Source organism: Martelella sp. AMO21009 (genome assembly GCF_053484295.1).
Window position 1 is genome coordinate 1 of sequence record NZ_JBAKFR010000007.1, and the last position, 26647, is coordinate 26647.

Annotated in this window: 26 protein-coding genes; 8 read left to right on the forward strand and 18 right to left on the reverse strand. The window is 64.4% G+C overall.

Annotated elements, in window-relative coordinates; all coding sequences use genetic code 11:
* Positions 1 to 118 precede the first annotated feature (118 nt).
* Positions 119 to 1108 carry an AraC family transcriptional regulator gene (locus V6766_RS10245; protein WP_448466086.1) on the reverse strand — a complete coding sequence of 330 codons (990 nt, stop codon included), beginning with the start codon at positions 1106 to 1108 and terminating at the stop codon, positions 119 to 121.
* Positions 1109 to 1194: 86 nt separating this feature from the next.
* On the opposite strand from V6766_RS10245, the gene V6766_RS10250 reads away from it, so the two are divergent.
* A complete protein-coding gene (locus V6766_RS10250; RefSeq protein WP_448466088.1) occupies positions 1195 to 2388 on the forward strand; it encodes an MFS transporter in 1194 nt (397 codons plus the stop codon).
* A gap of 112 nt (positions 2389 to 2500) precedes the next feature.
* On the opposite strand, the gene V6766_RS10255 is transcribed toward V6766_RS10250, so the two are convergent.
* The 5 genes from V6766_RS10255 to V6766_RS10275 form a co-directional block, all read right to left on the reverse strand.
* The gene (locus tag V6766_RS10255; RefSeq protein WP_448466090.1) at positions 2501 to 4024 is read right to left on the reverse strand and encodes an aldehyde dehydrogenase (NADP(+)); all 1524 of its coding nucleotides are present in this window, start codon (positions 4022 to 4024) and stop codon (positions 2501 to 2503) included.
* 22 nt (positions 4025 to 4046) lie between these two features.
* Positions 4047 to 5087, reverse strand: a complete 1041-nt coding sequence (locus V6766_RS10260; protein WP_448466092.1) for an Ldh family oxidoreductase — start codon at positions 5085 to 5087, stop codon at positions 4047 to 4049.
* A gap of 96 nt (positions 5088 to 5183) precedes the next feature.
* Positions 5184 to 6317, reverse strand: a complete 1134-nt coding sequence (locus V6766_RS10265) for a M24 family metallopeptidase (RefSeq protein ID WP_448466094.1) — start codon at positions 6315 to 6317, stop codon at positions 5184 to 5186.
* A 167-nt stretch (positions 6318 to 6484) separates the two neighbouring features.
* Positions 6485 to 7900 carry an NAD(P)/FAD-dependent oxidoreductase gene (locus V6766_RS10270; protein ID WP_448466096.1) on the reverse strand — a complete coding sequence of 472 codons (1416 nt, stop codon included), beginning with the start codon at positions 7898 to 7900 and terminating at the stop codon, positions 6485 to 6487.
* A complete protein-coding gene (locus V6766_RS10275) occupies positions 7788 to 8504 on the reverse strand; it encodes a GntR family transcriptional regulator (protein WP_448466098.1) in 717 nt (238 codons plus the stop codon). Before V6766_RS10275 ends, V6766_RS10270 begins: the two co-directional genes overlap by 113 nt.
* A gap of 289 nt (positions 8505 to 8793) precedes the next feature.
* On the opposite strand from V6766_RS10275, the gene V6766_RS10280 reads away from it, so the two are divergent.
* Positions 8794 to 9630 (forward strand): MBL fold metallo-hydrolase, encoded by an 837-nt coding sequence (locus V6766_RS10280; RefSeq protein ID WP_448466100.1) that lies wholly within the window; start codon positions 8794 to 8796, stop codon positions 9628 to 9630.
* A gap of 83 nt (positions 9631 to 9713) precedes the next feature.
* On the opposite strand, the gene V6766_RS10285 is transcribed toward V6766_RS10280, so the two are convergent.
* The gene (locus tag V6766_RS10285) at positions 9714 to 10457 is read right to left on the reverse strand and encodes an SDR family NAD(P)-dependent oxidoreductase (protein ID WP_448466102.1); all 744 of its coding nucleotides are present in this window, start codon (positions 10455 to 10457) and stop codon (positions 9714 to 9716) included.
* 89 nt (positions 10458 to 10546) lie between these two features.
* Between V6766_RS10285 and V6766_RS10290 the strand changes: the two genes are divergently transcribed.
* From V6766_RS10290 to V6766_RS10305, 4 genes are all read left to right on the forward strand, one after another.
* Positions 10547 to 11101: a TetR/AcrR family transcriptional regulator gene (locus V6766_RS10290; protein ID WP_448466104.1), complete on the forward strand. Its 555-nt coding sequence runs from the start codon at positions 10547 to 10549 to the stop codon at positions 11099 to 11101.
* Between the two features lie 214 nt (positions 11102 to 11315).
* A complete protein-coding gene (locus tag V6766_RS10295) occupies positions 11316 to 11753 on the forward strand; it encodes a DUF2231 domain-containing protein (RefSeq protein WP_448466106.1) in 438 nt (145 codons plus the stop codon).
* Entirely contained in the window at positions 11746 to 13377 is a 1632-nt protein-coding gene (locus V6766_RS10300; protein ID WP_448466108.1) for a PQQ-dependent sugar dehydrogenase, read from the forward strand. The genes V6766_RS10295 and V6766_RS10300 overlap by 8 nt, the downstream gene beginning before the upstream one ends.
* Positions 13378 to 13460: 83 nt before the next feature.
* Positions 13461 to 13598: a hypothetical protein gene (locus V6766_RS10305; protein ID WP_448466110.1), complete on the forward strand. Its 138-nt coding sequence runs from the start codon at positions 13461 to 13463 to the stop codon at positions 13596 to 13598.
* Here V6766_RS10305 and V6766_RS10310 read toward each other — a convergent pair.
* From V6766_RS10310 to V6766_RS10345, 8 genes are all read right to left on the reverse strand, one after another.
* Complete coding sequence (locus V6766_RS10310) at positions 13553 to 13771, reverse strand: hypothetical protein (RefSeq protein WP_448466112.1); 219 nt, start codon at positions 13769 to 13771, stop codon at positions 13553 to 13555. The two genes, V6766_RS10305 and V6766_RS10310, sit on opposite strands and share 46 nt — an antisense overlap.
* Positions 13772 to 14079: 308 nt before the next feature.
* The gene (gene ppa, locus V6766_RS10315; RefSeq protein WP_448466114.1) at positions 14080 to 14616 is read right to left on the reverse strand and encodes an inorganic diphosphatase; all 537 of its coding nucleotides are present in this window, start codon (positions 14614 to 14616) and stop codon (positions 14080 to 14082) included.
* A 111-nt stretch (positions 14617 to 14727) separates the two neighbouring features.
* Entirely contained in the window at positions 14728 to 15234 is a 507-nt protein-coding gene (locus V6766_RS10320; protein WP_448466116.1) for an N-acetyltransferase family protein, read from the reverse strand.
* 99 nt (positions 15235 to 15333) lie between these two features.
* Positions 15334 to 16374 carry a tetraacyldisaccharide 4'-kinase gene (gene lpxK, locus V6766_RS10325; protein ID WP_448466118.1) on the reverse strand — a complete coding sequence of 347 codons (1041 nt, stop codon included), beginning with the start codon at positions 16372 to 16374 and terminating at the stop codon, positions 15334 to 15336.
* A 174-nt stretch (positions 16375 to 16548) separates the two neighbouring features.
* A complete protein-coding gene (gene waaA, locus V6766_RS10330; protein ID WP_448466120.1) occupies positions 16549 to 17940 on the reverse strand; it encodes a lipid IV(A) 3-deoxy-D-manno-octulosonic acid transferase in 1392 nt (463 codons plus the stop codon).
* Positions 17941 to 18253: 313 nt separating this feature from the next.
* Positions 18254 to 18487, reverse strand: a complete 234-nt coding sequence (locus V6766_RS10335) for a DUF4170 domain-containing protein (protein ID WP_018065149.1) — start codon at positions 18485 to 18487, stop codon at positions 18254 to 18256.
* A gap of 73 nt (positions 18488 to 18560) precedes the next feature.
* Positions 18561 to 19373, reverse strand: a complete 813-nt coding sequence (locus V6766_RS10340; protein ID WP_448466122.1) for a 3'(2'),5'-bisphosphate nucleotidase CysQ — start codon at positions 19371 to 19373, stop codon at positions 18561 to 18563.
* Between the two features lie 8 nt (positions 19374 to 19381).
* A complete protein-coding gene (locus V6766_RS10345) occupies positions 19382 to 20728 on the reverse strand; it encodes a TldD/PmbA family protein (RefSeq protein ID WP_448466124.1) in 1347 nt (448 codons plus the stop codon).
* A 103-nt stretch (positions 20729 to 20831) separates the two neighbouring features.
* Here V6766_RS10345 and V6766_RS10350 point away from each other — a divergent pair, with 103 nt between their 5' ends.
* The gene (locus V6766_RS10350) at positions 20832 to 22640 is read left to right on the forward strand and encodes a monovalent cation:proton antiporter-2 (CPA2) family protein (protein WP_448466126.1); all 1809 of its coding nucleotides are present in this window, start codon (positions 20832 to 20834) and stop codon (positions 22638 to 22640) included.
* A gap of 11 nt (positions 22641 to 22651) precedes the next feature.
* Here the strand turns inward: V6766_RS10350 and nagA are convergent, their stop codons facing one another.
* Genes nagA through V6766_RS10365 form a run of 3 tightly spaced genes read right to left on the reverse strand, consistent with a single transcriptional unit; the run spans position 22652 to position 25606 of the window.
* Positions 22652 to 23806 (reverse strand): N-acetylglucosamine-6-phosphate deacetylase, encoded by a 1155-nt coding sequence (nagA, locus tag V6766_RS10355; protein ID WP_448466128.1) that lies wholly within the window; start codon positions 23804 to 23806, stop codon positions 22652 to 22654.
* Positions 23807 to 23808: 2 nt separating this feature from the next.
* Entirely contained in the window at positions 23809 to 24837 is a 1029-nt protein-coding gene (locus V6766_RS10360) for an SIS domain-containing protein (protein WP_448466130.1), read from the reverse strand.
* A 16-nt stretch (positions 24838 to 24853) separates the two neighbouring features.
* On the reverse strand, positions 24854 to 25606 hold the full coding sequence (locus V6766_RS10365) for a GntR family transcriptional regulator (protein WP_448466132.1): 753 nt from the start codon (positions 25604 to 25606) through the stop codon (positions 24854 to 24856).
* Positions 25607 to 25665: 59 nt separating this feature from the next.
* Here V6766_RS10365 and V6766_RS10370 point away from each other — a divergent pair, with 59 nt between their 5' ends.
* Positions 25666 to 26646 carry a LysR family transcriptional regulator gene (locus tag V6766_RS10370; protein ID WP_448466134.1) on the forward strand — a complete coding sequence of 327 codons (981 nt, stop codon included), beginning with the start codon at positions 25666 to 25668 and terminating at the stop codon, positions 26644 to 26646.
* Position 26647: the final 1 nt, after the last annotated feature.

Sequence of the window (26647 nt, forward strand, 5' to 3'; positions counted from 1 at the left end):
CTGGAACTACTTCAAATCAACAGCATGCGTTGCAGACTAATCGCCCGACGCTCTAGCGCCAGGCGAAGATCGCTGGAATAGCGCAGCGCCGCGGGCGCGCGACCTGAGGACGAGCAACCTAAATCTGCGCGGACATGCCGGCGGCAATGCGGCTTGGCGGATGGCCTGTGATGCGCTTGAAGGCGCGACTGAACGCGGCCTGCGAGCCGTAGCCGAGACGATGGGCGGCGGTTTCGATCGGCACGCCCTCGCGGCTTATCCAGTCGGCGGCAAGGCGCATGCGCATTTCGGTGAGATAACGCACCGGCGTAACGCCGGTAACATCGAGGAAGCGCTCGGCGAAGACCGATCGCGAAACACCCATCTCGCGCGCGAGTTCGGCCACGGTCCAGTTGCGGCCGGGCTCGCGGTGGAGCGCCAAGAGCACGCGGCCCAGACGCGGATCGCGCAGCGCGGCGATCCAGCCGGTGGCATCGCCGCAGCCGCATTCGACCCATGCCCGGACGATGCAGGCGGCGACCACATCGGCAAGCCGGGCGAGAATGCCGGCATAGCCGGCGCGGCCATCCCTGGCCTCCCGGGCCATCGCCTCCAGCATCGGCAGGATTTCCGGGTAGCGGTCGGTCAGCGTGCCGACGCGCATCACCTCCGGCATCATCGCCACCAGCGGGTGCATGCTGCCGAGGTCGAAATCCATGCAAGCGGAAAACAGCACGACCCGCTCTTCCGGCGGCGTCGCCTCGCAGGTTCTGATCTCCTTGACGCTCGGGCAGATCGGCGAGGACGGCAGGGCCGTCAGGTCGGCGCACGGCGCGTGATTGTCGGGCGATGACGACAGCCGGTGCAATCCGCCATGCGGCAACAAAGCCGCATCACCGGCGCCCATGACATGGACCTCGCCGCCGGGCGCGATGAGCGCGGTCCGTCCGCGCGCGACGAAGATGAATTTCGCGCGAAGGTCGTCCTGAGCGCCGAAGGAATAGGAGAACGGTTCGGCAAGCTCGATGCGGCGATAGTCGATGCCGACAAGCCGCATGCCGAGCAGAAGTTCGCTGACGAGATCGGCATCGAGCGAATTCGGTGATATTCCGGACGGATGATCATGCATATAGGATTTACTGGCATAGAAAGTCCGGGCTGTCCAGCCTAACTTCAGCCCATCCTCCTCCACCTCCCATCGCGAAGGATATCGCAATGAACCCTGTTATGAACGAGAAGGCGGACGGCGCGCCCGCATGGGGCGCCGTAGCGGCGATGACGCTGGGCGTCTTCGGCCTTGTCACCGCCGAATTCCTGCCGGCGAGCCTGCTGACGCCGATTGCCGCCGACCTCGGCATCTCCGAAGGCGCGGCCGGCCAGGCGGTGACGATGACGGCGATGTTCGGCTTTGCCGCGAGCCTGCTGATCTCGGCCGCCGCGCGCGGCACCGACCGGCGCCACATGATGATGATCTTCTCCGTCCTGCTGGTCGTCTCCAACCTGATGGTCGCCTTTGCTGAGGGCGTCTACATGCTTCTGGCGGGCCGGGTCCTGCTGGGGATCGCGCTTGGCGGCTTCTGGGCGATGTCAACCGCCGTTACCATGCGCCTCGTTCCGTCATCTCTGGTGCCGCGGGCGCTCTCCATCCTGATGAGCGGCGTATCCGCCGCGACGGTTTTCGCCGCGCCGGTCGGCAGCTATCTCGGCGAGGTCATCGGGTGGCGCGGCGTTTTCCTGCTGGCATCCCTTCTCGGCGCGATCTCGCTTGTCGCGCAGTGGCGCAGCCTGCCCAGCATGCGGCCTGCCGGCATGGCTCGATTGAGGACGCTTGGCGAAGTGCTGCTGCGCCCGGGAATCGGTATCGGCATGATGGCGGTCCTCCTGGTCTTTGGCGGCCACTTCGTGTTCTTCACCTATCTCAGGGCCTATCTGGAGACCCGCGGCGGGTTCTCGATCGAGGCGATCGCCATCATCCTGCTCGGGTTCGGCATCGCCAATTTCTTCGGCACCGTCCTTGCCGGCCGCATGGCCCAGCTGAGCCTTCGCCTGACCCTGGTGCTCGTGCCGCTTTCGATGGGGACGCTGGCGATGGTCATGGTCGCCTTCGGCGGCAATCCGATGAGCGACACCGTCTCGGTCGTGCTGTGGGGCATGATCTTCGGCGGCGTTCCGGTGGCCTGGTCAAGCTGGATCGCGCGCACCGTGTCGGACGAGGCCGAGAGCGCCGGCGGCCTGTTCGTCGCCGCTATCCAGCTTGCGATCGCGCTTGGAGCCGGCCTCGGCGGCATCGTCTTCGACGCGGCGGGCGGAACCGGGACGGTGTTTGCAAGCGGCGTCCTGCTGCTGCTCTCCGCCACCACGGTGATGTTCGGCGTGCGCATCCGCGCATCGGCAGCCGCCACGACCTGAGCGTCGATATGCCGAGAGTCGAAAAAGCCCGGTTTCGGCCGGGCTTTTTTTTGGCTGTCGATCACCGTTGGCCGTAGCGGCGCGGCCAGGTTTTCGAAGGGTCCGGCATCCGTTACCCGCGCAAGGCGTCGGGCAGCAGGTCCGCCGGCATGTCCTGATAGGAGACCGGGCGCAGGAAGCGGTCGATCGCGAGCGTGCCGACCGAGGTGGAGCGCACGTCCGATGTCGCCGGATAGGGACCGCCATGGACCATGGCAGGCGACACCTCGACGCCGGTGCCAAACCCGTTGACGAGCAGGCGGCCCGCCAGCATTTCCAGCTTCGGCAGCATCTGGGCTGCCGCCGGATGATCGCCTTCGTCGATGTGAAGCGCGACGGTCAGCTGGCCTTCCAGGGCGTCAACAACGGTCTCCAGTTCCGCCAGGTCGCGGCATTTGACGATCAGCCCCGCGCCACCGAAGACTTCGTCATGCAGGCTCTTGTCGTTCAGGAAGGACGCTGCCGTCGTTTCGAAAAGGGCGGCCTGACCGTGGTATTCGTCGCCCTCCTGGCCTTCCGCCAACTGCGTCACGTCGCCGTGGCCGACCAGTTTCGCAACACCGTCGCGATAGGCCTTGCAGATACCGGCGGTCAGCATCGTCTGCGCCGGCACTGCCTTCAGCGCCTCCACGGCGCTCGCCTTGAAGGCATCGAGGCCCTCGCCTTCGATGGCCAAAATCAGCCCCGGATTGGTGCAGAACTGACCGGCGCCGAGCGTCAGCGATGCGGCAAACGCCGCGCCGATCTTGTCGCCGCGCGCCTTCAGGGCTTCGGGAAACAGGAAGACCGGGTTGATCGCGCTCATCTCTGCATAGACCGGGATCGGCATGGCGCGCTTTGCGGCGATATCCACCAGCGCCAGACCGCCCCGGCGCGAACCGGTGAAGCCGACGGCGCGGATCAGCGGATGGGCCACCAGCGCGCCGCCGATTTCATAGCCGGTGTCATGCAGCATCGAGAACGTGCCCGCCGGCATGCCGCAATCGATCACCGCCTGCTGCACGGCGCGGGCGACCAGTTCCGATGTGCCGGGATGGGCCGGATGGGCCTTGACCACGACCGGGCAACCGGCGGCCAGCGCCGAGGCGGTATCGCCGCCGGCAACCGAAAATGCCAGCGGAAAGTTCGACGCGCCGAAAACGGCAACCGGGCCGAGGCCGACCTTGCGCAGCCGGAGATCGGGTTTCGGCGGCGTGCGGGCCGCATCGGCGGGATCGAAACGCAGATCCTGAAACGCGCCTTCGCGCACCACGCCGGCAAACAGACGCAACTGGTTGACCGTGCGCATGCGCTCGCCTTCGAGACGGCCACGCGGCAGGCCGCTTTCGGCCATGGCGCGCTCGATCAGCGGATCGCCGATGGCGAGGATATTTGCGGCCGCCTTTTCCAGAAAGGCGGCTCGGTCTTCCAGCGCCGTCTCGCGATAGGCGAAGAAAGCCTGCCAGGCGAGCCGAACCGCCTCGTCCAGATCGGCCGCGCTCGCGCCGCCGAACGCGCCGGAAAGCGCCTTGCCGGTGGCCGCTTCCACAGCCGTCAGCGTGCCGTTTTCGCCCATGCGGGTCTGGTTGCCGATCAGCAATTCGCCGGTGATCTTCATTGGTGCATCCTCAGTCTGGTTTTCAGTTGGATTTCGGTGTCGAAGCCGCCGCGCGCGCCCGCAGCTCGTCGAGCACATTCCTGCGCACTGGCATAACACCGGCCTTGGCGTTGCGGGCCCGCGCCCGGTAGCGTCGCCCGGAGGGAAGGCGCGCGCCCTGCCCTTCGATCGCGTCAAACAGCGCCTCGCCGCGCTTCAGATTGTCGAGCGCCGCCTGCCCCATGAAGGAGGCCGGATCGAGCGCGATGATCAGTTCGCCGTGAAACGGCGTGACCTTGGCGTCATCGTCGAAAGCCATGGATTCGGCGCTGGTCAGATCGCCGATCAGCGGCCCGGCGAGCAGCTCGATCATCGCCGAAAGCGCCGAGCCCTTGTGGCCGCCGAAGGTGAGCATGGCGCCTTCAGCGGCTTTGTCCGGATCGGTCGTGGGCTTGCCGTCGGCATCGATCGCGGTTCCTTCCGGCAGCAGGGTTTGCGTGCGGCGGTGCAGTTCGATATCGCCCCGGGCGATCGCCGAGGTGGCAAAATCGAACACGAAGGGGTGCTTGCCCGGACGGGGCCAGGCGAAGGCAAACGGGTTGGTGCCGAATACCGGCTTGTTGCCGCCGGCGGGCGCGACCCAGGCATGGCTGACCGTGACGGCGATGGCGACAAGACCTTGATCCGCGATGCTTTCCACCTCCGGCCAGAGTGCGGAGAAATGAAAGCAATTGTTGATCGCAAGCGCCGCCAGCCCGCTGTGCCTCGCCTTTTCGGCGAGAACGGGAAGCCCGGCCTCGAAGGCGGACAGCGAAACACCTCTGCGGGCATCGACGCGGACGATCGCCGGCGCGCGGTCCTCGACAACCGGCGTGGCAGTCGGATCGACCTTGCCGCGCTCGATCAGTTCCAGGCAACTGATCAGCCGGTAAAGCCCGTGCGAATGGCACTCGTCCATCTGCGCGCGCACGACGCAATCGGTGATCGTGCGGGCATGGTCTTCGGAATAGCCGGCCGCCAGCAGCAGGCTCTCCCCCAGCGCCTTTGCCTCACCGATCGCAATCGTTTCGAAGTCGTCACTCATGCCGTCTCCCTTCAGGCGTGGTATCGCAAGCGCGCCATGCGGAAAGCGCGCCGGAAGCAATCTGCCCCATGGATGAAGTTGATGTGAACCCCGCGCTCAAGCGAAGGGCTCGGTCGGGCTCTTGCCGGGCGTGGTGAACCAGATCGGCCCGTTCTCGCCCATATGGATGATGTCCTCCAGCCGGACGCCGAATTTCTCGGGCACGACGATCATCGGCTCGTTGGAAAAGCACATGCCGGGCAGAAGCGGCTTGGCGTTGCCGCGCACGATGAACGGCGCTTCGTGGATATCCATGCCGAGCCCGTGGCCCGCCCTGTGCGGCAGGCCGGGCAGGCGATAATCCGGGCCGAGGCCATGGGCTGCGATCACGCGCCGCGCCGCATGGTCGAGGATTTCGGCCGAAACGCCCGGTTTCGCGGCGTCAAACACGGCCTGCTGCGCCTCGCGTTCGATCATCCAGATCCGCGAAAACTCGGCCGAGGGCTCCGCCTTCACATAGGTGCGCGTCATATCCGACTGGTAGCCGCCGACAATCGTGCCGGTGTCGACCAGTATGATATCGCCCTCGGCATAGGTCTGGTCATAATCGACGCCATGCGGCAGCGATGTCGCCGCGCCGAAGGAGCAGATCGCGAAGGTGCTGCCCGAGCCGCACAGCGCGCGGTGGGTCTCGTCGATGAAGCGCACGACCTCGGAGGCGCGGATGCCCGGCTCGATCAGCGCGTGGACGCGCTTGTGCACCTCGAGCGTCGCATCCATCGCATACTGCATCAGCGCGATTTCGGCGGGCGATTTCACCGCTCGGAGCGAAGAGATCATCGGCCCGCCATCGACCAGCCGCTCCGGCGCGATCTGCCGGGCCAGCGCCGAATAGATGGCGAACGGCAGCGCATCGTCGAGCGCCAACGTTTTGCCCTGGCCGAGCAGCTTCGCCGTCAACGCAGCGGGGTCCTCATGTTCGTCCCAGGCGGCGATATCGCCGTCGAGCCGCTCCAGCGTCTCGATCTTCGAGACCTCAAAGGCGGGCGCGATATAGGTCAGACTGTCGGCGGTGACCAGCGCGCCGACCAGGCGTTCGCTCGGATGCCAGACGAGACCGGTAAAATAGGCAAGACTGGTGGTCGAACCCAGCAGCACGGCATCGGCGCCGGCGCCCTGCATGACCGTGCGCAGACGTTCAATCCGGCCCTTTCGTTCGTCTTTGCTGATCGGTTCGGGGCGGTTGGTCATCGCAGCGGTCTCTCCGTCTTTACTCGATCAAAGACCGAGATTTTTCATACATCAAGTTCGCCTATCATATTTGTCGCCAGTTTGTCGACAGTGCGATAGGCGGGCGTCTGCAATCAAGAAAACCGTACCTGCCGCCGGCAGACGCCGGCCCCGGAACGACCCGAGCCCTACCGGCTGGAAAACCGGTCGAAGCGCAGGTTCTCAAGGTTCACGGATGGCTTTTGCTGGCCGGCCAGTTCGGCAATCAGCCGGCCCGTGGCAGCCGACTGGGTCAATCCCAGATGCCCGTGGCCGAAGGCGTAGAGCACGTTCGGCGCGGCCTTCGAGCGGTCGATCACCGGCAGGCAGTCGGGCATGGAGGGGCGGAACCCCATCCACCGCTCGCCGCCCTCGGTCTCAAGGCCAGGCAGGAACCGCTTGGCAAGCGTGAGAAGCGCCTCGGCGCGTTTGAAATTGGCCGGCAGGTCGAGCCCGCCGAACTCCACCGCTCCGCCGACGCGGATACCCGCCTTCAGCGGGGTGACGACAAAGGAGTGATCGTTGAAATAGAGCTGCCGCTGCAGCGGAAAGGCCGTCGCCGGCAAGGTGGTGTTGTAGCCGCGCTCGGTATCGAGCGGCACCGCCTCGCCCAGGCTTTTCGCAAGCCGCTTCGACCAAGCGCCGCAGGCTACCACGACGGTGCGCGCCTCAAGGGCGCCGCCATCGGCAAGGCGGATCCGCGCACCCGCCTCGGTCGGTTCGATGGCGGCGGCTTCTCCGATCGTGATCGTGGCGCCATCTTCCTTCAGGCTTTCGGCGAGCGCGCGGGTGAAGCCGGCCGGATCGGAAACCTGCAGCCCATCCTCACTGTAGATCGCATGCTCGAACTGCGGCGCGAGACCAGGCTGAAGCGTATCGATCTCGGCGCGGCCGACGCGGTGGAACTCGAAGCCGGCTGCGCGCTTCCGCGCCCAGTCGGGTGCCGCGGCGGCAAAACTCTTCTCGCTGTCGTAGAGGTCGAGCGTGCCGGTATTGACAATGAAGGGGGTCAGGCGCGCGTCCTTGCGCACCGTTTCGTACTCGGCGACTGCCAGCCGCATCATCGCCGCCTGAACCTTGAGCCCGCGCTCGAAACTGGCCCTGGAGCTCGCCCGCCAGAAATGCCAGAGCCAGGGCGCGAGCCTTGCCGCATAGGCCGGGCGGATGGCGAGCGGCCCCAGCGGATCGAGCAGCCATCCGGGCGCCTTCCAGGTGATTCCGGGCGCGGGGATCGGCACGATCTCGGGGAAGGCGAGAATGCCGGCATTGCCCGCGCTGGCTCCCGCCGCGATCGCGCTGCGCTCCAGGATCGTGACCCTTCGCCCGGCCTCCATGAGATAGCGCGCGGCCATGCAGCCGATAATGCCGCCGCCGATCACGACAACGTCTGCTTCAGTCTGGTCTTTCATCTTGTCCTCGCGATGTATGGGGTTACAGCCGTAGGTCGTGGGCTCACCCCAGCGACAGCGCGCGCGCCTGTTCGGCCTCCCGCGCCAGATAGTCCTGGATCTGGCGCACGATCTGCCCGGCATGGGCGACCGCCAGCCGGTCGGCCCTGTCGGCATCGCCGGCTTCGATCGCCGCGATGATATCCTCGTGCTCGTTTACATATTGACGCGGGAGCCGGTCCTCGAAGGTGGAATAGTAGAGCCTGAGGATACGACGGCCCTCATCGAGCAGCCGGGAGAAGAAACCGGTGTAATAGGCATTGCCGGCGAGCTCTGCGATCGCGACGTGAAACTCGCGATTGGCCTCGATCATGGCGAAGGCGTCCTGCGCTTCCACGGCGGCGACGAATTCATCCTGTCGGCTGCGGATGTTCGCTATCATCGCTTTGTCATGCGGCCCACGCGCGGCCGCGCCTCGGGTGCTGATCCGGTACATCAGGGTCAGGGCCTCGAAATAATGCGGCATCTCGGCAAAGTTGATGGCCGAGACAATCGTGTTGCGGTTGGGCAGCGTGGTGACCAGCGCATCGCTTGCAAGCCTGAGCAGCGCTTCGCGCACCGGCGTGCGCGACATGCCGAAGCGTTCCGAAAGCCGGACTTCATCGAGCGGACTACCCGGCGTCAGTTCCATCGCCAGAATTTCCCGGCGCAGCGTCTCGTATACCTTCTGGGTTCCCGACCCGCGCGTTTTCGCCTTCACCGTCGCTTCCGCTGCCGCCATCCTTGCCTCTTTTGTGGTTCTCGGGCTTCCACCTCATCCCGCAGATACTGTATGCTATCCGCTCAGCCGGCTTGATCCGACCAAGCCGGCAACGTCCGGGCTTAGAACATACGTTGCCGCCTGCATCTTGTCGACAATTTGTGTTCAGAAAAATCACCTATCTTGTGGTGTGACCGCGGCATCTTTAGTGCTATTTCCGCAGCACTGGATGAGCCTCATCGTCCCACGGCAAGAAACACGATCAGGCGCAGGCCGGAGCACAGCTTCGGTCGAATTATGGAGGCGGCCAATGAGCGGTACGAGCATGTTTTTCACGGAGCCGGAACCGGTCCGGGCGGCGAGCATCGGGGTCGCCGAAAATGTGCGCCGCATCGTGGCCAACAACCCCAACAAGATGACCTATCACGGCACCAACACCTATCTTCTGGACACATCCGAGGGCGTGTTCGTCATCGATCCGGGCCCGGTCGAAGACAGCGCGCATTTTAATGCCATCCTTGAGGGTCTGGGGACCCGGGGGAAGGGAATCCTGATCACGCATCATCATTCCGACCATTTCGGATCCGCGCCCGCGCTTCGCGAACGGACCGGCCTGCCCGTCTATGTCTCGAGCGCGTTCCCGGACGATGCGTTCGATCCTGACGTGCGCCTGGACGATGGAGACGTCATTGCCGGTGCGACCGTGCTGCATACGCCAGGCCATGCCAGCGACCATCTCTGCTTCGCAACGCCGGATGGCCTCCTGTTTTCGGGGGACCATGTCATGACATGGAACAGCTCGATCGTCAGCCCGCCCGACGGCAATATGCGCGACTATTGCGGCCAGTTGCAACGCCTGCTGGAACGAGACGACAAAACCTATCTGCCGGGCCACGGACCGATGCTTCACGAGCCCAGAGCCTACGTCGAACGGCTGCTCGCAAACCGGATGCGCCGAGAAAAGCAAATCATTGCCCATATCGCGTCAAAGCCCGATACCGTCCGGAATATCGCCGCCGCCGTCTACCGCAAAACCGATCCGCACATCGCCATGGCCGCGGAAAGAAACGTCATCGCCCACCTGGAAAAGCTCCAGTCCGAAAATCGCGCGACCCGCTCCGGAGACTTCTGGAGTCTTTCCTCCTGACATCGGACTGATTGCCGGATTTCCGCCATGTCAAACCTCCGCGTGGCCGGCCAATCCGGGTCCGATGTTCCCCACGGAGGCGTTCAAACCGCCACGAAACCGCCATCCACCATCAGTTCCTCGCCTCCAATGAAGCTGCTTTCGTCCGAGGCCAGAAACAGGACAGCCTTGGCGATCTCTTCAGTCTGCCCGAGCCTGCCGAACGGGATCGCCTGGTTCATCCATTCCTCTATGCCGGCATTCTCTTGAAGGTAGGTCGCCATGGCCGGCGTCAGGACCATGCCCGGCGACACCACGTTGACGCGAATGCCCCGGCTTTTCAGGTCGACCGTCCAGGTCCGCGCAAAGGAACGGATTGCCGCCTTCGTCGCGCTGTAGATCGAGAGGCTGGCGAAGCCCTTGCTGCCTGCGCCCGAGCCGGCCAACACGATGGACGCGCCGGCTGGCATCAACGGCAGAGCCTTCTGCACCGTGAAGACCGTCCCTTTGACGTTGATATTGAAGACGCGGTCGAAATGGTCTTCCCCGATCTCCCCGATCGGCGCGGATTCGGACACGCCGGCATTGGCAAAAACCACATCCACCCGGCCTTGATCCTGCTTTATCCGGGCGTAAAGCCGGTCGACCGCGGCAGGATCGCTCACATCGCCCTGCACGCCGATGGCGCCGCTTGCGATCTCCTGCAGCGCCTCATCCAGCCGCTCCTGCCGACGATCGGTGATATACACATGTGCGCCCTCGGCCGCGAACGCCTTGGCTGTCGCCAAGCCGATGCCGTCCGTTCCGCCGGTGATGACCACGACCTTGTCCTTGAACCGTTCCGTCATGATGAAACTCGCTTTTCCGTTAAGTGGAGGATTGCTCCATTTTTTATATGGAGATATCCTCCACTTAACAAGCCCCAACGAGGTGATTATTGTCGGACCAAATTTCTTTACGCGCGGATGCGCAGCGCAATCGCGAGCGCATTCTGGCGGCGGCCGAGGATGTGTTTCTGGAAAAAGGCGCCACCGTGACGCTTGACGACGTCGCAAAGCGCGCGGGGGTGGGCATCGGAACGCTCTATCGGCGTTTTCCAACACGGGAAGAGCTTCTGGCCGCGACCTACAGCGCGCGCTTTCTGGCGTTCGCCGCCTCCAGCCGCGACGCGGACCACGGCCGCGACCCGCTCGGCGCTCTGCGCCGCTATCTGGAACAGCTTGTCGGCCACACGAATGTCTATCGCGGCCTTGCGGCCATGCTTGGAACGGTTCTGCAGATCGGGACCCCCGGCTGTGTCGCAACCAGCGCGGAAGGGCAACGGCTCCTGGCCAATGCGCAGGCAGCCGATGTCGTCCGGGCCGACGTCAGCTTCCACGACATTGTTTGCGTGGCGACGGCGATCTCGCTCGCAACAGAGCAACAAGCTTCACCGAAAGAGCATATCGCTCATCTTGTCGACGTCTTCCTGAACGGAATGGCTTCACGCTGAAGCGGCCTGACGACGGCACCGTTTCCAGCAGGGATAGCAGAACCTTTTGATCGATGGACGATGCCGGCCAATCGCCTGGCCTGGTGAAAGCCGAAGCCCGCCACGTAGCCGCGGGCTTTTCAACCGCCTGCCGGTCTCGTTCTTGCGCGCCGGCCAGGAACAAAACCGCCTCCCGCCTGTTGTGGCCGCGTTCGAACGCAAGGAGGCTACGCTCATGCATACACGACAGAACGCGGTGGGCAGGTATCCCTACCGCTCCGTATTTGTCCCGTTTCCGCTGGTGGCGTTCAGCTTCGCGCTGATCACGGACATTCTCTATTGGCGGACGTCGGTTCTGATGTGGCAGCACTTCTCCGAATGGCTGTTGCTGGGCGGGCTCGTTTTCGGCGTGCTTGCGGTGCTTGCCGGCATCGGCGACGCGCTGCGCCCCAACGCCCGCCATTACCGGCCCGGCTGGGGAGAAACGGTCGGCTACATCGTCGTTCTCGCGCTCGCGATCCTGAACAGCTTCGTCCATGCCGGCGACGGCTGGAAGGCGGTGGTGCCGGGCGGCCTGATCCTCTCCGCGATCACCTTCATCGCCATTCTCGCCACGCTGTGGCTTTCCGCCGTTCGCCCGTTTTCCTACGAATGGAGGATCCTCCATGACTAAGTTCAGCCTTACACGAAAACGCATCCTAGCCCTAACGGCGGGTTCGGCCCTCATCGCGCTGTCCGCCTGCGGCGATGGCGGCCAGGTCGATCCATCAGAGCAGATCGGCGCGGACCCCGTGCTGCCCGAGCCCGATCACGCGCTGCTGCCAAGCATGAAAGTGGCGGAGGTGATCGGCTGGGAAGATGGCGAGACGCCGGATGTACCGGACAACCTGACGATTTCCGCCTACGCGCAGGATCTCGCCAATCCGCGGACCGTCCACACGCTGCCGAACGGCGACGTTCTGGTCGTCCAGGCGCGCGGACCCGGTGGCGAACCGGTGACGCGGCCCAAGGATTTCATCCGCGGCTGGATCATGTCGATCGCCCATGGGGGCGGTGACGGCGAGACGAAGGAGAGCAACCTGATCACGCTGCTGCGCGATAGCGACCGCGACGGCGTGGTCGATGAACGGCACGATCTCCTGACCGACCTCAACTCGCCCTTCGGCGTCGCCTGGGCCGATGATACGCTTTATGTCGCCGCAACGGATGCAATCCTGACCTACCCTTACGAGCTCGGCCAGAACGAGATCACGGCAGCGCCCGAGGTGCTGACGCCGCTTCCCGGCGGCCCGATCGACCACCACTGGACCAAGGATCTGGCGCTGAGCCCGAATGGCGAGACGCTTTACGCCTCGGTCGGCTCGAACTCCAATATCGTCGAGAACGGCATTGAAGCTGAGAAGGGACGCGCGGCGATCTGGCAGGTCGACCGCGAGACCGGGGCCGCGCGGATTTTCGCCTCCGGCATGCGCAACCCGAACGGCCTGTCGTTCAATCCCGATACCGGCGCGCTCTGGACTGTCGTCAATGAACGCGACGAGCTCGGCCCCAATCTCGTCCCTGACTACATGACCTCCGTCGAGGAAGGCGATTTCTATGGCTGGCCGTGGAGCTACTATGGCGACCATGTCGACGAGCGGGTTCACCCGCGGCGCCCGGACATGGTGGAACAGGCGATCGCCCCGGACTACGCGCTCTCCAGCCACGTGGCGCCGCTGGGCATGGCCTTCTCGCAAGGCTCGGCGCTGCCTGAGGATTACGCATCCGGCGCGTTCGTCGGCGAACACGGCAGCTGGAACCGGACGGTGTTCAACGGCTACAAGGTGGTATACGTGCCGTTCGTCAACGGCAAGCCGGCTGCCGCGGCAGAGGATGTCGTCACCGGCTTCCTGGAGGACGATCAGGCCCATGGCCGGCCGGTTGGCGTCGGCATTGACGGCACCGGCGCCCTGCTGGTGGCGGATGACGCCGGCAACACGGTCTGGCGCGTCGCAGCCGCCGATGGGGCGGTTACCCCGGAACCGCTCGGGACCGACGAGATGCCGTCAGGTTCCATGGCCGCCGGCGCGGCCGAGGAGGCCGGAGAAAGCGAAGGCGCCACCAGTCCGCCGGCAACGGGCGCTGCGACAACGCAAAGCGGCGGCGCAGGTGGCGCGAGCGAAGAGACTCCGTCGCCTTCGCCCGACGAGCAGCTCACAGGCCAGGAACCGGCAGAGGCCAATCAATCGAACGCGCCCCCGCAGATGGATATCGTTCCCGCCACCGAGCCGCCCGGCAGCGTCGAGGACACGCAATAGCAACCGATAGAAGCGGCGGGCGCCAGTCGCCCGCCGCTTTTGTAAGGGCCGCCCGCGAGCGGTTAACCCAAAAGGAGAAGAGCATGAGACGTTGGACGATCGCCGGCGCAGCCATCATCATCGTGGTGATCATCGCTGCCTTCGCTCTGGGCCGGAGCAGCAGCGACAACAATGATCAGTCGGAAAAAGCCCCGCCCCACGCGATGGACCCGAGCAACTGATCGCCGAAAGAAAAGCGCCGGACGAAAGCCTGGCGTTCGAACGCAAGGCCGATCAGGGCGGCGATGCCCGCCAGATCTTTGGAAAAGCTGCAAGATTTGGCAGCCGGGTGAAGATAAACATCGAGACGCTGGCCGGAGACATCGCAACCGATCGTGATTTGTGGCGAGGTCATGATCCCATCCTTGTCCTGCGGGCTCGGCGCGCCAACGCCGGCCCCGGCAACTGTTCGGGGTGGTTGACGAAAGGCGGGCTGCGTTTCCAGCTCGGGCACGGTCGCATAACGACCAAGGATGACACGAAACGCCGTCCGCCAATCCGACTGCCGCTTTCACGGCAGACGTCAACAGACAGGGATGACGCCGATGGGGGTGAGAACCTTTGTCAACGGTCTGAGGCAAGCCCGATAACCCTCGGGCCTGCCTGTTCAATGATTGCCAGGAGACAAGGCGGCGGACGTAGGAGCATCCGCCGGAACTTCGCTCAGCCCTTCTTCGACTTCGCGCGCTCGATCGCCTCGACGATCAGCTTCTTGGCCTCGGCGGCGTCGTGCCAGCCGAAGATCTTGACCCATTTGCCGGGCTCCAGATCCTTGTAGTGCTCGAAGAAGTGCTCGATCTGCTTGAGCTGGATTTCCGGAATATCGGTGAAATTCTCGACCTTGTCGAAGCGGGCGCTGAGCTCGCGCGAGGGCACGGCGATGATCTTTTCGTCCTTGCCGGAATTGTCTTCCATCATCATCACGCCGATCGGGCGGACATTGATGACGCAGCCCGGCATCAGCGGGCGATGATTGCAGATCAGCACGTCGATCGGATCGCCGTCGTCGGAGAGCGTATGCGGCACGAAGCCGTAATTGCCGGGATACATCATCGGCGTGTAGAGGAAGCGGTCAACGACGAGAACGCCGGCGTCCTTGTCCATCTCGTATTTGATCGGCTGGCCGCCGAGCGGAACTTCGACAATAACATTGATATCATCGGGCGGGTTCTTGCCGATCGCAATCGCTTCAATACGCATCTAGGTCTCCAGAAAAGGGGAAGAATTCGCGCCTTTGGATAGCCAAATTGCCTCGACAAAGCAACCGCGCGAGCGCAGTTGCAGCAATCGGGGTAAACGCGCAAAAGCCGCTCAGTCCCAGATATAGGAAACCTTGCCAAGCACCTTGCCGCCATGCTCCTCCTCCGCAAAGGCGAAGGGCTTGCCGCCGAGCGCGGTGAAGAAGATGCCGGCCTGATCCAGCGCCTCGAAGCACCAGCAGATCGTGCCCTTGCAGCCGAGCGAGGCAAGCAGTCGGCGCGCCTCGGCAAACAGCACCCGGCCGAAGCCGAGGCCCTGATATTCCGGCAGAAGGTAGATCTCGTAGATCTCGCCTTCCTGCGGCAGCGCCTTGACGCGGTTGAGGCCGACGCTGGCATAGCCGACCGGCTGGCCCTGCACTTCCAGCACCAGCAGCGTCTCCTCGCTGGCGATCGCGTTCTTCCACCAGGCGATGTTGCGGCTCGAAATCATGTCCTGAAGCGCGCGGTGAGGAAGGATGCCGGCATAGACCTGCTGCCATGCCAGCCAGTGAACCCTTGCGATTTTCTCGGCGTCGGCCGCCTCTGCTGGCCGCACGTCGCTGGATAATATCCTCATCGTCTCCAACCGGCATGTCATTGCGGTTAAGACCCAAGGATATGACAAACTGAGCCGATTGCCCATCAAAAATAATTTACCGGTCGCTGACAGAGCGGCTCACCGCTTTTGTCGCTCCGCTTCAACGCGGCGGCGGAAGGCATCGAGCGTGGCGACGACCATGCCGGCAGGCATGGCCTTGTTCTCGAAAACGGCGGTGATCTCCACCACGCGGCTCTTCTCGCGCAAGGCGGATATCGCCGGCCCGCCGTCGCCCTGAAGCCGGGCCATGTCCTTTGCGGTCGTGACCGGCAGCAGGGCCCCGGCATCGGCGAGCAACGAACGCGCCAGAGCCTCGGAGATCGGCTGGTGATCGGCAAGGGCGACGGTCCGGCGCACCCGCGCGCCAAGCGCTTCCAGCGTTGCGAAGAACTTCTCCGGGTCACCGATGCCGGCATAGGCGAGCACCTCCTCACCGGCAAATTCTCCGCTGTCCGACGTCGGCTGCTGATGCAGCGCCTCGATCGGGCGACGGGCGCTGCGGGCAAACTGGCGCACCTCTTCCTCCGCGCCGCCGGCGCCGTTCAGCAGCACGGCATCCACCTTCGGAAACTGCGCCGCAAGCGGCGCGCGAAGCGGGCCGGCGGGCAGGCAGCGCCCATTGCCGAAGCCGCGCTTGGCATCGACCACGGCCACGGCAAAATCCGGCTTCAACCGCCCGCTCTGCAACCCGTCATCCATGATGATGAAATCGACGCCCGCCTGTTCCAGAAGCGCTGCCGCATCCACCCGGGCGGGCGAGACCGCGACCGGCGCGAGCCGCGACAGCATCAGCGCCTCGTCGCCGACATCGCGGAAGCTGTGGCGTTCCGGATCGACTAGAACCGCGCCTTCAACCTTGCCGCCATAGCCGCGCAGCAGAAAGCCGGGCCGTTTGCCAGCTTCGCGCGCCGCGCGCGCCAGCGCCTCGGCTACCGGGGTCTTGCCCGTACCGCCAACGGTGAAATTGCCGACGCACAGAACCGGCACGCCGGCGCGAGCGCCCGCCGCCAGCCTCATCCGGCGACCGGCGACAGCGGCGTAAATCCAGGAGACGGGCAGAAGAAGCAGGCTCAAAGGATGGCCGCGCTTCCACCAGAAGGCCCGTGTCGTTTTCTTCATATCGGGCACAACTCTCTGTCAGACCCCGAGGCAATGCGCTCAGTCAGGTCGTCGCATTACGGTTCAACCAACAGATAGACCAGACAGACACGCCCGTGAAGTGCCGCTCCGCGTCACGAAGAGCGAGCCGCACGCTGCAAGGCCGCGTCCGCGCCGGTGCGGCCCCGCGAAACCTTACTGCAACGCCTTGCGCAAATTCTGCTCGGGCATCCGCTCCGGAACGATCGGCAGGCGCTTCTTTTCAGGCACGGCCTTGGGACGCGCGGAAAAACGGGCCTCAAGTATGAGAGGCGCAAGATAACGCTCCAGCCCCTTCATGGTGCGGATCAGCGCGCCGCGCATATCGCGCACCCCGGCATAACCGGCGGCGATCATGTGCTCGCGCGCGGCCTCGTCCCGCAAGAGAAGGTCGACGGACTGCAGCAGCGCTTCCGTACTGTCGACGGTGCGCACCGCGCCGCGCTGGCGCAACTGACGATAGGTGTCGCGGAAATTGTCGACATGCTGGCCCGTCAGGATCGCGGTTCCGAGCATGGCGGGCTCCAGCGGGTTCTGCCCGCCGCGCGCCGTCATCGAGCGGCCGACGAAGGCGATATCCGTGAGGCGGAGATAAAGCCCCATATCCCCGATCGTGTCGCCGAGATAGATATCGGTCTCCGCGTCGGGGCTTTCGCCGAGCGAGCGACGCTTGACCGAAAGTCCGTCGGCCGAAAACTGAGCGGCGAGCGCATCGCCGCGATCGGGATGGCGGGGAACGATGACGGTCAGAAGGCCAGGATGGGCTTCCTTGAGCGCGGCATGCACGTCGGCGGCATTCTTTTCCTCGCCATCGAAGGTCGAGATCGCCGCCCAAACGGGACGCGCGCCGATTGCGCTCTTCAGCGCCTGCAGGGCCTCATCATCGGCGGGCGGCGCGCTGCGGTCGACCTTGAGATTGCCGGTGACCGACACATGAAGCGCCCCGAGATCGGCAAACCGCTCGGCATCAAGATCGGTCTGCGCCATGACCAGCGAAAACCGCGAAAACATGGTGCGGGCAAGTTCGCGGCGCTGCATCCAGCGCTCGAACGACCGATCCGAAATCCGGCCATTGACCACAACCTGCGCGATCTTGCGCTTGGCGAGCTCCGCGATCGTGACCGGCCAGACTTCGGTTTCAACATTGATGGCGAGGTCCGGACGCCAATGATCGAGAAAGCGTGTTACCGCTGGCAGCGCATCCAGCGGCACATATTGATGGATAACCGTATCCCCGAAACGCTCCGCTGCCAGGCGCGCGGATGTCACCGTGCCGGTTGTCAGCAGAACCGAGATGCCGAATTCATGGATATTCTGGACGACCGAGGTGACGGCGAGCGTCTCGCCCACGCTCGCTGCGTGTATCCAGACGAGCGGGCCTTCCGGTCTCTGTCGGTCGGAGCGGCCGAGGCGTTCCCCCAGACGCGCCTTGTCCTCCTTGCCGCGGCGGACGCGATGATAGAGGATCGGCCGTAACAGCGGATAGCCGAGAATCCCGCCAAGTCGGTACGTGTTGCGGGCCAACCAAATAGAAATGCCAGATACCATTCCCTTGTCCGTTTACCCCGTTCTCGTGCATCGGATCAGCGGCCGCACCCACCACCATTGCGCGAATCATCCTACTTCAGAAAATAACATTTAGGAACAGGAAGAACCACATCCTAAATATTCTATCAAACGTCTTCAGGCTGACCCGGAACGAAGTTCTTTTTTTCTTCTTATAAAGACTTCATATGCTTTATTTTAAAGCAATTGCTTAATTTCAAACCACAAAGCATTTGCAGGAGCGCCGTCTGGGGAAAACGCTTCGGAGGCTAAAGCAGTCGCCTATACTGCGACCGGAGCCGCGAAAACACAATACTCACGATTCCGGGTCGAGAAGCCGGTGCAGATGGACGATGAAGTAGCGCATATGGGCGTTGTCGACGGTCTGCTGCGCCTTGGACTTCCAGGCTGCATGGGCGCTGGCGTAATTGGGGTAGATACCGACGATATCAAGCGCGTCCAGATCGGTGAACTTGACGCCCTTCAGGCTTTCGAGCTCGCCGCCGAAGACCAGATGCAGGAGTTGCTTGTTTTCAACCGTATCAGCCATTTCATATCTCTCTTTGCTCATAGCCTCCCGCCATAGCGTGTCTCGGGTTTGGCCGTTTTTGTCAAGTGACGGGTCACATGACGGGCGGCGGCGCGAATTCGCGCATCAGCGTGCCGACCAGTGCCGGATTGCCCGCAAAAAGCGTCCCGTGGCGCAGCGTGCGGCGATTATAGGTCAACGGCCGCCCCGCGTCATCCACCAGCGAAGCGCCGGCTGCGGCAAGGATGATATCGGCGGCGGCCAGATCCCAGTCGTGTGAGTTAGGCCTTACAAGTGTGGCATCAAGACGGCCATCGGCCACCGAAGCCAGCCTGTAGGCGAGCGAGGGGATATGCGCGGCCTTGTTGACCCGCGCGCGAAAGGGCGGGCTGAAGCCGTCGAGCATCATCGCCGGCAGGCAGAGCTCCAGGTTTCCGCTCTCGCCCTGCTGCGTTGAGGCCGCAATCGGAAGGCCGTTCTTCAGCGCCGGACCGCCGAGGGCGGCGGTAAACACCTCGTCAAGCGCAGGCGCAACAAGGACGCCGGCCACAGGGCGGCCACCCCGCACCACCGCCACGCTGACCATCCAGTTTTTCTTGCCCTTGAGAAAACCGCGCGTGCCATCGATCGGGTCGACCACGAAGGTGGCATCGGCCTCCAGCCGGGCGAAGTCATCGCCGCTTTCCTCCGACAGCCAGCCGTAATCCGGCCGCGCTTGGCGCAACAGGTCTTCAAGACATTCATTGGCGGCGAAATCCGCGGCGCTGACCGGCGACTGGCCGGAATTCTTCCACCAGACTTCGGGGTCTTGACCAAAATGGGACAGCGCGACCGCACCCGCCTCGCGCGCCGCGTCGGTGATCAGCGCCAGATCGGCGGAAAAATCTGTATCCGGCGCTTCGGCCATCGCGGACCTCACGATCCGGCGAGGGTGACACCCTCGACAAGAATGCTGGGGGTGGCGATCGAGAACCGGCGGTCGATATCGCTTGCCGGCGTCATCGCCATGAACATGTCCTTCAGATTGCCGGCAATCGTCATCTGCGAGACCGGGTAGGCGATCTCGCCATTCTCGATCCAGAAACCGCTCGCTCCGCGCGAATATTCGCCGGTGACCATGTTGACGCCATGGCCGATCAGTTCCGTGACATAGAGCCCGGTTCCGATCTCGGCCATCAGTTCCGCGGGCGACTTCTGACCCGGTTCCAGCACAAGGTTTGTCGGCGCGGCGGACAGCGAATTGCCGGAGCGGGTGCCGCGGCCATTGGTCTCGAAACCGAGTTCCCGGCCGAGGGCGGTCGAAAGGAACCATTGCTGCAGCACGCCGTCCTCGACCATGGCGAGCCGCTCGCTCAAAACGCCTTCGCCATCGAAGGGCTGCGAGCCCGCGCCCCGGCGGATCGACGGATCGTCAACCAGATTGAGACCGGCCTTCAAAACCTGCTTGCCGAGCTTGTCCCGTAGAAAACTGGTCTTACGCGCGACCGAAGACCCCGAAATCGCGCCGGCGAGACTGCCGATCATGCTCGCGGCAAGGCGCGGCTCGAAGATCACGGCGGCGTTGCGCCGCGTCGGCACCTGGCGCGGCGAAAGACGGGCGGCGGCCCGCTCGCCGGCCTTGCGGCCGATCTCTGCCGGCGGATCGAGATCGCCGTCATGGGACCGCGCGTCATAATCGTGATCGCGCTGCATGCCGGCCCCCTCGCCCGCCACGACGGAGACCGACACGGAGGAATAGGATCGGCGATAGCCACCGGAAAAACCATCTGAGGTTACAAGAACGAAACCGACCTCGCCGCGCGACGCGCCTGCGCCGGAGCTTCTGGTGACGCCGTCCACCTCAAGCGCCGCCGCCTCGGCCGCAAGCGCGCGTTCGGCCAGCGCCTCGGGCGAGACCTCGGTCTCGTCGTAAAGATCGAGGTCCGGGGCTTCGCGGGCAAGCCGGGCGCTATCTGCAAGGCTGGCATAGGGGTCTTCGGGCGAGACGGCGGCCATGGCGAGCGCGCGCTCAACGAGGGTATCGATATCGCTGTCGTCATCGGTGGAAACGCTCGCGACCCTCGCCCCGCGGAACACGCGCAGCGAAAAGCCCCGGTTCTCGGACGCCTTGGCGTTTTCGCGCTTTGCCTCGCGCACCGAGATGCCGTGCGAGGCGCCCTGCGAGACGACGACATCGGCCGCATCCGCGCCCTTCTTCTTCGCGACGTCGAGAATCTGCGACGCGGTGTCGATCAATTGATCGGGAACCCTTGATGATGACATGGCATTTGGCCTTTCCTTGCGCCCTCATTTATTGTTCACTTCATTGCGCATCAAGTGCCGTTCCTCCGGCGCTTCCGTTTTCTTGCAGCCCAGGACCCTTTTTATGGCAGCCACCCAGAGCCTCTTTACCGAAACCGTCTGGATGCTGGGCGCCGCGACCATCGCAGCGCCGCTTTTCAAGCGGCTCGGTCTCGGCACGGTTCTCGGCTATCTGGCGGGCGGGATCGTGATCGGTCCGGTGCTGCAGCGAATCAGCAATGGCGAGGAGGTGCTGCACGTCGCCGAGCTCGGGATCGTTTTCCTGTTGTTCATGATCGGGCTGGAGCTGAAGCCGGCCCGGCTCTGGACAATGCGCAAGGATATTTTCGGCCTTGGCCTTGCGCAAGTGCTGGTTACCGGCGCGGTGCTGGTGCCGCTCGCCAAGTTCGGCGGGCTCGGGAACTGGCAGGCGGCGGTGATCGCCGGTTTCGGCCTTGCGCTGTCATCCACCGCCTTTGCCATGCAGATCCTCGACGACAATGGCGACGTCAACACCCGCTACGGCCAGCGCTCGTTCTCGATGCTGCTGTTTCAGGATATCGCGATCGTGCCGCTTCTGGCGCTCGCCAGCATTCTGGGCGGCGGCGTGGAGGAGGCGAGCACCTCCGACATGTTGACGAATGCCGGGCTCGCCGCCCTCGTCGTTGTGCTGATGATCGCCGCCGGGCGCTATGTGCTGACGCCGGTTTTCCAGGTCATCGCCGCCACCGGCGCGCGCGAGGTGATGATCGTGGCGGCACTGTTCGTCGTCATCGGCGCGGCGATGATGATGCAGATCGTCGGACTGTCGATGGCCATGGGCGCGTTCCTCGCCGGCGTGATGCTCGCCGAATCCTCCTACCGTCATGAGCTCGAGGCCGATATCGAGCCGTTTCGCGGCGTGTTTCTCGCGATCTTCTTCATCGCCGTCGGCCTGTCGCTCGAATTGTCCGTGGTCTACGAGAATATCCTTCTGATCCTCATCGCCGTTCCGGTGCTGCTCGTCGTCAAGGCCGCCGTCATCTACGGTCTGTGTCGCCTGACCGGCTCGCCGCATGAGGACGCGATCCGGATCGCGGCGCTCCTGCCGCAGGGCGGCGAGTTCGGCTTCGTGATGTTTTCGACGGCGGCTGCCGCCGGCATCTTCTCCAACGCCACGGCCTCGCTGCTGATCGCGATCGTGACGATCTCGATGGTGGCGACGCCGCTGACCGTCCGTCTCGCCGAGCGACTCTATGCCCGCCACGAGGCTCATGAGGAAATGGAGGAGGATTTCGACGGCGCGGGCGCCGACGTGCTGATGATCGGTTTCTCGCGCTTCGGCCAGATTGCCGCGCAGATCCTGCTCGCCAGCGGCCGCGACGTGACGATCATCGATTTCTCCGCCGATCGAATCCGGCAGGCCTCGGCCTTCGGCTTCCACATCTATTTCGGCGACGGCACCCGCAAGGACGTGCTGATCGCAGCGGGCATCGAAAAAGCCAAGATCGTCGCGGTCTGCACCCAGCGGCGCGAGATCACCGACCGGGTGATCGACGTGGTGCAGGAGAATTTTCCCCGCGCCCATATCTACGCCCGCTCCTATGATCGCGGTCATACCCTGGCGCTCAGACAGCGAGGCGTTGAGTACGAACTGCGCGAGACGCTGGAATCCGGCCTCGTCTTCGGCCGCGAGACGCTGGTGGCGCTTGGCACCAGCGAGGAGGAGGCGATGGCGATCACCGACGATATCCGCAAGCGCGACGCCAAGCGGCTGGAAATTCAGGCGGTCGAGGGCATCATGGCCGGCGCGGATATGCTCCACACCCATCCTGTGAGCCCCGAACCGCTGATGCGCCCCAAGCGCCGCCAGATCGACCCGACGGTGAAGGTGACCGGCAAGGACATGGCGTAGGTCGCCGGCCTTTAGTCGGCACTATAGACGCGCTCGCCGGCGATATAGCTGGCGGAAAGCGCGAGGTCTTCGGAAAGCAGGACCATGTCGGCGTCCGCGCCGGGTTTCAACCGCCCCTTCGCGCGCGCGCCGACGGCCTCGGCCGGATAGAGCGATGCCATTCTGAGCGCCTCTTCCAGTGGCAGGTCCAACATGTCGCGGACATTCTTCACGCAGGACAGCAAATCGGTATCGGCCCCGGCGAGCGTGCCGTCGGCGAGCGTCAGGCGTCCATCCTTGCGGTAGATCGTGCGGCCGTTGAGCTCGAAACTCTGAAGGTCCGTGCCGGTGACCGACATCGCGTCGGATACCAGGAATATTTTCCCAGGCCCGGCCTTTGCCCTGAGCGCGATCCGCATCGCCACCGGGTCAACGTGGTATCCATCGGCGATCAGCCCGCAGGAAAAACCGCCATCGCCGAGCACCGCGCCGACCATACCCGGCTCGCGATGGCCGAGCGGGCTCATCGCGTTGAACAGATGCGTCGCCATCGTGGCACCTGCAAACCGGTATTCCCGCGCCACCGCGCAGGCGGCATCGGTGTGGCCGAGACTGACGATATAGCCGGCCTTGCTGAGGCGGGCGACATGCTGGCGGGTGACGTTTTCGGGCGCGACGGTGAGCAGCCCGACGCCGAAACTACCGGCATTTTCCACCAGAAAGTCGCAATCCTCCGCTTCCATCGGCCGGATCAGCGCCGGATCATGCGTGCCTTTTCTGGCAAGCGAGAGATGCGGGCCTTCCAGATGCAGGCCGAGATAGCCCGGAATGCCCGCCTCCCAGGCGGCCTTTCCGGCCTCGACCGCCGCGCGCACCACGTCGGGCCGGTCGGTGATCAGCGTCGGCAACAGCGCGGTGACGCCGGAGCGAATCTGGGCGGCGCAGATGGTGCGCAGCCCATCGAGATCCGGCGCGTTGTTGAACAGCAGCCCGCCGCCGCCATTGACCTGGAGATCGATGAGGCCCGGCGCCAGGATCTGCCCGTCAGCCGGGATGATCTCGCATTCGTTCGGAATATTCCGCGCCGAGACGATCGCCTCGATGCCGGCCGAGGAAAACACCAGCGCCCGGCCTTCCAGCAGGCTTTCGCCGTCGAATATCCGCGCGCCGCTTATCGCCTTCTTCATGATTATTCGGTCTCCGTCACCTTGTTGAGCGCCGCCGGCGCATCCGGGTTGAAGCCGCGGGCGCGCGACAGTTTCTCGATGACGCTGTAATAGGGCACGATCAACGCCAGCGCATCGGTCAGCGGATGGCCGGTCGCGACATGCGGCAGCAACGCCGTGCCCTCGCCGCGTTCCGACGACAGGAACACCGATGCGCCTTTCTTGGCCATGCCGGAGGCGATCTTGACGACGCTGTCCTCCGCCTTGTCGCGGGCGGCAAACGCGATCACCGGGAAGCGCGGCTCCACCAGCGAGACCGGGCCATGCATCACCTCCGCCGAGGAATAGGCCTCGGCATGGAGTTCCGAGGTCTCCTTGCATTTCAGCGAGGCCTCGCTCGCGATCGCAAAGCTCGGGCCGCGTCCCAGCACGTAAAGCGACTGGGCATCCTTCAACGGCTCGATCAGCGCCGACCAGTCGCAGGCGAGCGCCTTTGCAAGATCGTCGGGCAGTTTGGCAAGCGCCGCCTTGAGCGCTGCATCGCCGGACCATTCGGCAAGCACGCCAAGGCCGGCGACGATCGAATTGACGTAGGACTTGGTCGCCGCTACCGCCTTTTCCGGGCCGGCCGCGATATCGATCGGCTGGTCCGCCATTTCCGCCAGCGGCGAGGCGATAGTGTTGACGAGCGCAAGCGAAAGCGCGCCGCCATCGCGCGCGGCCCTTGCGAGCGCCACGATATCCGGGCTCTTGCCGGACTGCGACACCGAAATCGCGGCAGCTTTGTTCATCCGAAGCTTCGCGCCATAGATCGAGGCGAGCGAGGGACCGAGGGAGGCGACCGGAATGCCGACCGTCAGTTCGATCGCATATTTCAGAAACAGCGATGCGTGATCGGACGAGCCGCGCGCGATGGTGACCACCACCGCGGGGTCCTTCTCGGCAAGCGCCCGACCGGCGGCCGCAAGCGCAGCGCTCTGGCCGTCGAGCAGCCGGGCGGCGGCTTCGGGGATTTCGTCGATCTCGCGGCGCATATTGGTGATGTCGGTCATAGTGTCATCTTCCGTTTCATGGGTCGCCGGCATAGGTGAGTTCGGCGACAAGGTCATAAATATCGCTTCGATAATAGGTTCGTGTCAGTTCCACCGGCCGGCCGCTGGCATCGTAGACAGTGCGGCGGATCGCGAGCGCCGGGGCGCCGGGGGTTACCGTCAGAAGTGCGGCCTGTTCGGCGGTCAGGTTGCAGGCGGTGATCCGTTCGGTGGCTTTCGCCATGGTAACGCCGCGTTCTGCAAGCGCGGCATAGAGCGAGGTCTCCACGAGGTCGGGCCGTTCGAGAATATCGGCGGGCAGCGTCGAATGCTCGATCGCCATCGGCAGGTCGTCGCCATAACGGATGCGGCTGAGGCGGGCGACGGCGGCGTTTCGGGGAAGCTTCAGCGCCTCCGTCTCCTCCGCGCTGGCCGCATGAAGCCCGCGCTCCAGCCAGTGCGAGCGCGGCGTGAGACCGCGCGCCTGCATATCCTCGGTAAACGAGGTCAGCCGCTGCAGCGGCTGCTCGATCCGTGTCGGCGGGCGCAGCACGAAAGTGCCGGCCCCGTGGCGGCGCTGCAGAAACCCCTCGCTGGTGAGTTCCGCTATCGCGCGGCGCACGGTAACCCTGCTGACGCCGACGAGCCGGGCGAGGTCGCGCTCGGGCGGCAGCGCCTCGCCATGGGCAAGCTTGCCGCTGTCGATAGCCTTGGCCAGTTCGGCTTTCAGCCGCCGGTAGATCGGCCCGTCACCCGAAATGTCGAAATCCTGGAAAACCCGCACGACCAACTCCTGCTACCAGAAAGATACCAATTTAATACCAAATAACAAGACCGTCGCAGAAAATCATGAATGGATCGTGCACGACCGGCCTTGCCTTGCAGCCCGCCGGATGGCTCAAATGTCACTTCGACAAATGCGAGACCGTCATGCAGATCGAGGCCCTCATCTATTTCAACGAACTGACGCGCTCGCGCTCGATCCGCCAGGCTGCCGAAACGCTGGGCGTGTCGCCAATGGCGGTCAGCCGCCAGCTTGAAAATCTCGAGGCCTATTTCAACGCCGTGCTGATCGAGCGCGGCGCGCGCGGGATTGCGCTCACCCCCGCCGGCGCGCTGCTGGCCGAACGCGCCGATGCCATGATCCGCGATCTCGAAGGCGCACGGCAGGTGATCGACGATCTCAGGGGGCTCAATGCCGGCCACGTCTCGCTCCACGTCAACGGCGCGGTGATCAATGCGATCCTGGCCCCGGCGCTCGCCGAATTCTACGCGCTCTATCCGAAAATCTCGATTGCGGTAACGGTCACGTCGGCCGAAATCGCGTTGAACGCGGTGACCACCGGCGAAACCGATATCGCGGTGACGATGTTCTCCCCCTCGGATGCGCGGATCGAGACTCTGTTTTCGCTGTCGGTCAGGCATGATCCGGTTATGGCTCCGGACCACCCGCTTGCCGGCGAGCGCGAAATCACGCTCGAGGCCATCCGTCGCCACGCCATCGCCATGCCCGACCGCGCCTTCAGCATCCGCCGCGATTTCGACGATCGCCAGCGCGCGGCCGGATTTGCGCCGGTGGAGGTCGCCTTCACCACCTCGTCGCTGGAGCTTCAAAAGGAGCTTGCCCGGCGCGGCACTGCGGTGCTGATCCTGCCGGCGATGACGGTTGCCCGCGAGCTTCGTGACGGCCAGCTTGTGCTGCGTCCCTTTGCAAAGGGCGCGGAAATCGCCAGCGACATGCGGCTTGTGCGCGCCGACGGCCCGACGCCCACCTTCGCCGCCTTGAAACTCGCGGAATTCCTCGAAGCCTACCTGCGCGAGCACGGGTAGT

Coding starts and splice junctions, on each gene's coding strand:
- V6766_RS10245 (WP_448466086.1), bottom strand. CDS start 1,108: ATGCATGATCATCCGTCCGGAATATCACCGAATTCGCTCGATGCCGAT.
- V6766_RS10250 (WP_448466088.1), top strand. CDS start 1,195: ATGAACCCTGTTATGAACGAGAAGGCGGACGGCGCGCCCGCATGGGGC.
- V6766_RS10255 (WP_448466090.1), bottom strand. CDS start 4,024: ATGAAGATCACCGGCGAATTGCTGATCGGCAACCAGACCCGCATGGGC.
- V6766_RS10260 (WP_448466092.1), bottom strand. CDS start 5,087: ATGAGTGACGACTTCGAAACGATTGCGATCGGTGAGGCAAAGGCGCTG.
- V6766_RS10265 (WP_448466094.1), bottom strand. CDS start 6,317: ATGACCAACCGCCCCGAACCGATCAGCAAAGACGAACGAAAGGGCCGG.
- V6766_RS10270 (WP_448466096.1), bottom strand. CDS start 7,900: ATGCCGACAGGGCCGACCGGCTGGCGGTCGCCCATGCCGGGCAGATCG.
- V6766_RS10275 (WP_448466098.1), bottom strand. CDS start 8,504: ATGGCGGCAGCGGAAGCGACGGTGAAGGCGAAAACGCGCGGGTCGGGA.
- V6766_RS10280 (WP_448466100.1), top strand. CDS start 8,794: ATGAGCGGTACGAGCATGTTTTTCACGGAGCCGGAACCGGTCCGGGCG.
- V6766_RS10285 (WP_448466102.1), bottom strand. CDS start 10,457: ATGACGGAACGGTTCAAGGACAAGGTCGTGGTCATCACCGGCGGAACG.
- V6766_RS10295 (WP_448466106.1), top strand. CDS start 11,316: ATGCATACACGACAGAACGCGGTGGGCAGGTATCCCTACCGCTCCGTA.
- V6766_RS10300 (WP_448466108.1), top strand. CDS start 11,746: ATGACTAAGTTCAGCCTTACACGAAAACGCATCCTAGCCCTAACGGCG.
- V6766_RS10305 (WP_448466110.1), top strand. CDS start 13,461: ATGAGACGTTGGACGATCGCCGGCGCAGCCATCATCATCGTGGTGATC.
- V6766_RS10310 (WP_448466112.1), bottom strand. CDS start 13,771: ATGACCTCGCCACAAATCACGATCGGTTGCGATGTCTCCGGCCAGCGT.
- ppa (WP_448466114.1), bottom strand. CDS start 14,616: ATGCGTATTGAAGCGATTGCGATCGGCAAGAACCCGCCCGATGATATC.
- V6766_RS10320 (WP_448466116.1), bottom strand. CDS start 15,234: ATGAGGATATTATCCAGCGACGTGCGGCCAGCAGAGGCGGCCGACGCC.
- lpxK (WP_448466118.1), bottom strand. CDS start 16,374: ATGAAGAAAACGACACGGGCCTTCTGGTGGAAGCGCGGCCATCCTTTG.
- waaA (WP_448466120.1), bottom strand. CDS start 17,940: ATGGTATCTGGCATTTCTATTTGGTTGGCCCGCAACACGTACCGACTT.
- V6766_RS10335 (WP_018065149.1), bottom strand. CDS start 18,487: ATGGCTGATACGGTTGAAAACAAGCAACTCCTGCATCTGGTCTTCGGC.
- V6766_RS10340 (WP_448466122.1), bottom strand. CDS start 19,373: ATGGCCGAAGCGCCGGATACAGATTTTTCCGCCGATCTGGCGCTGATC.
- V6766_RS10345 (WP_448466124.1), bottom strand. CDS start 20,728: ATGTCATCATCAAGGGTTCCCGATCAATTGATCGACACCGCGTCGCAG.
- V6766_RS10350 (WP_448466126.1), top strand. CDS start 20,832: ATGGCAGCCACCCAGAGCCTCTTTACCGAAACCGTCTGGATGCTGGGC.
- nagA (WP_448466128.1), bottom strand. CDS start 23,806: ATGAAGAAGGCGATAAGCGGCGCGCGGATATTCGACGGCGAAAGCCTG.
- V6766_RS10360 (WP_448466130.1), bottom strand. CDS start 24,837: ATGACCGACATCACCAATATGCGCCGCGAGATCGACGAAATCCCCGAA.
- V6766_RS10370 (WP_448466134.1), top strand. CDS start 25,666: ATGAATGGATCGTGCACGACCGGCCTTGCCTTGCAGCCCGCCGGATGG.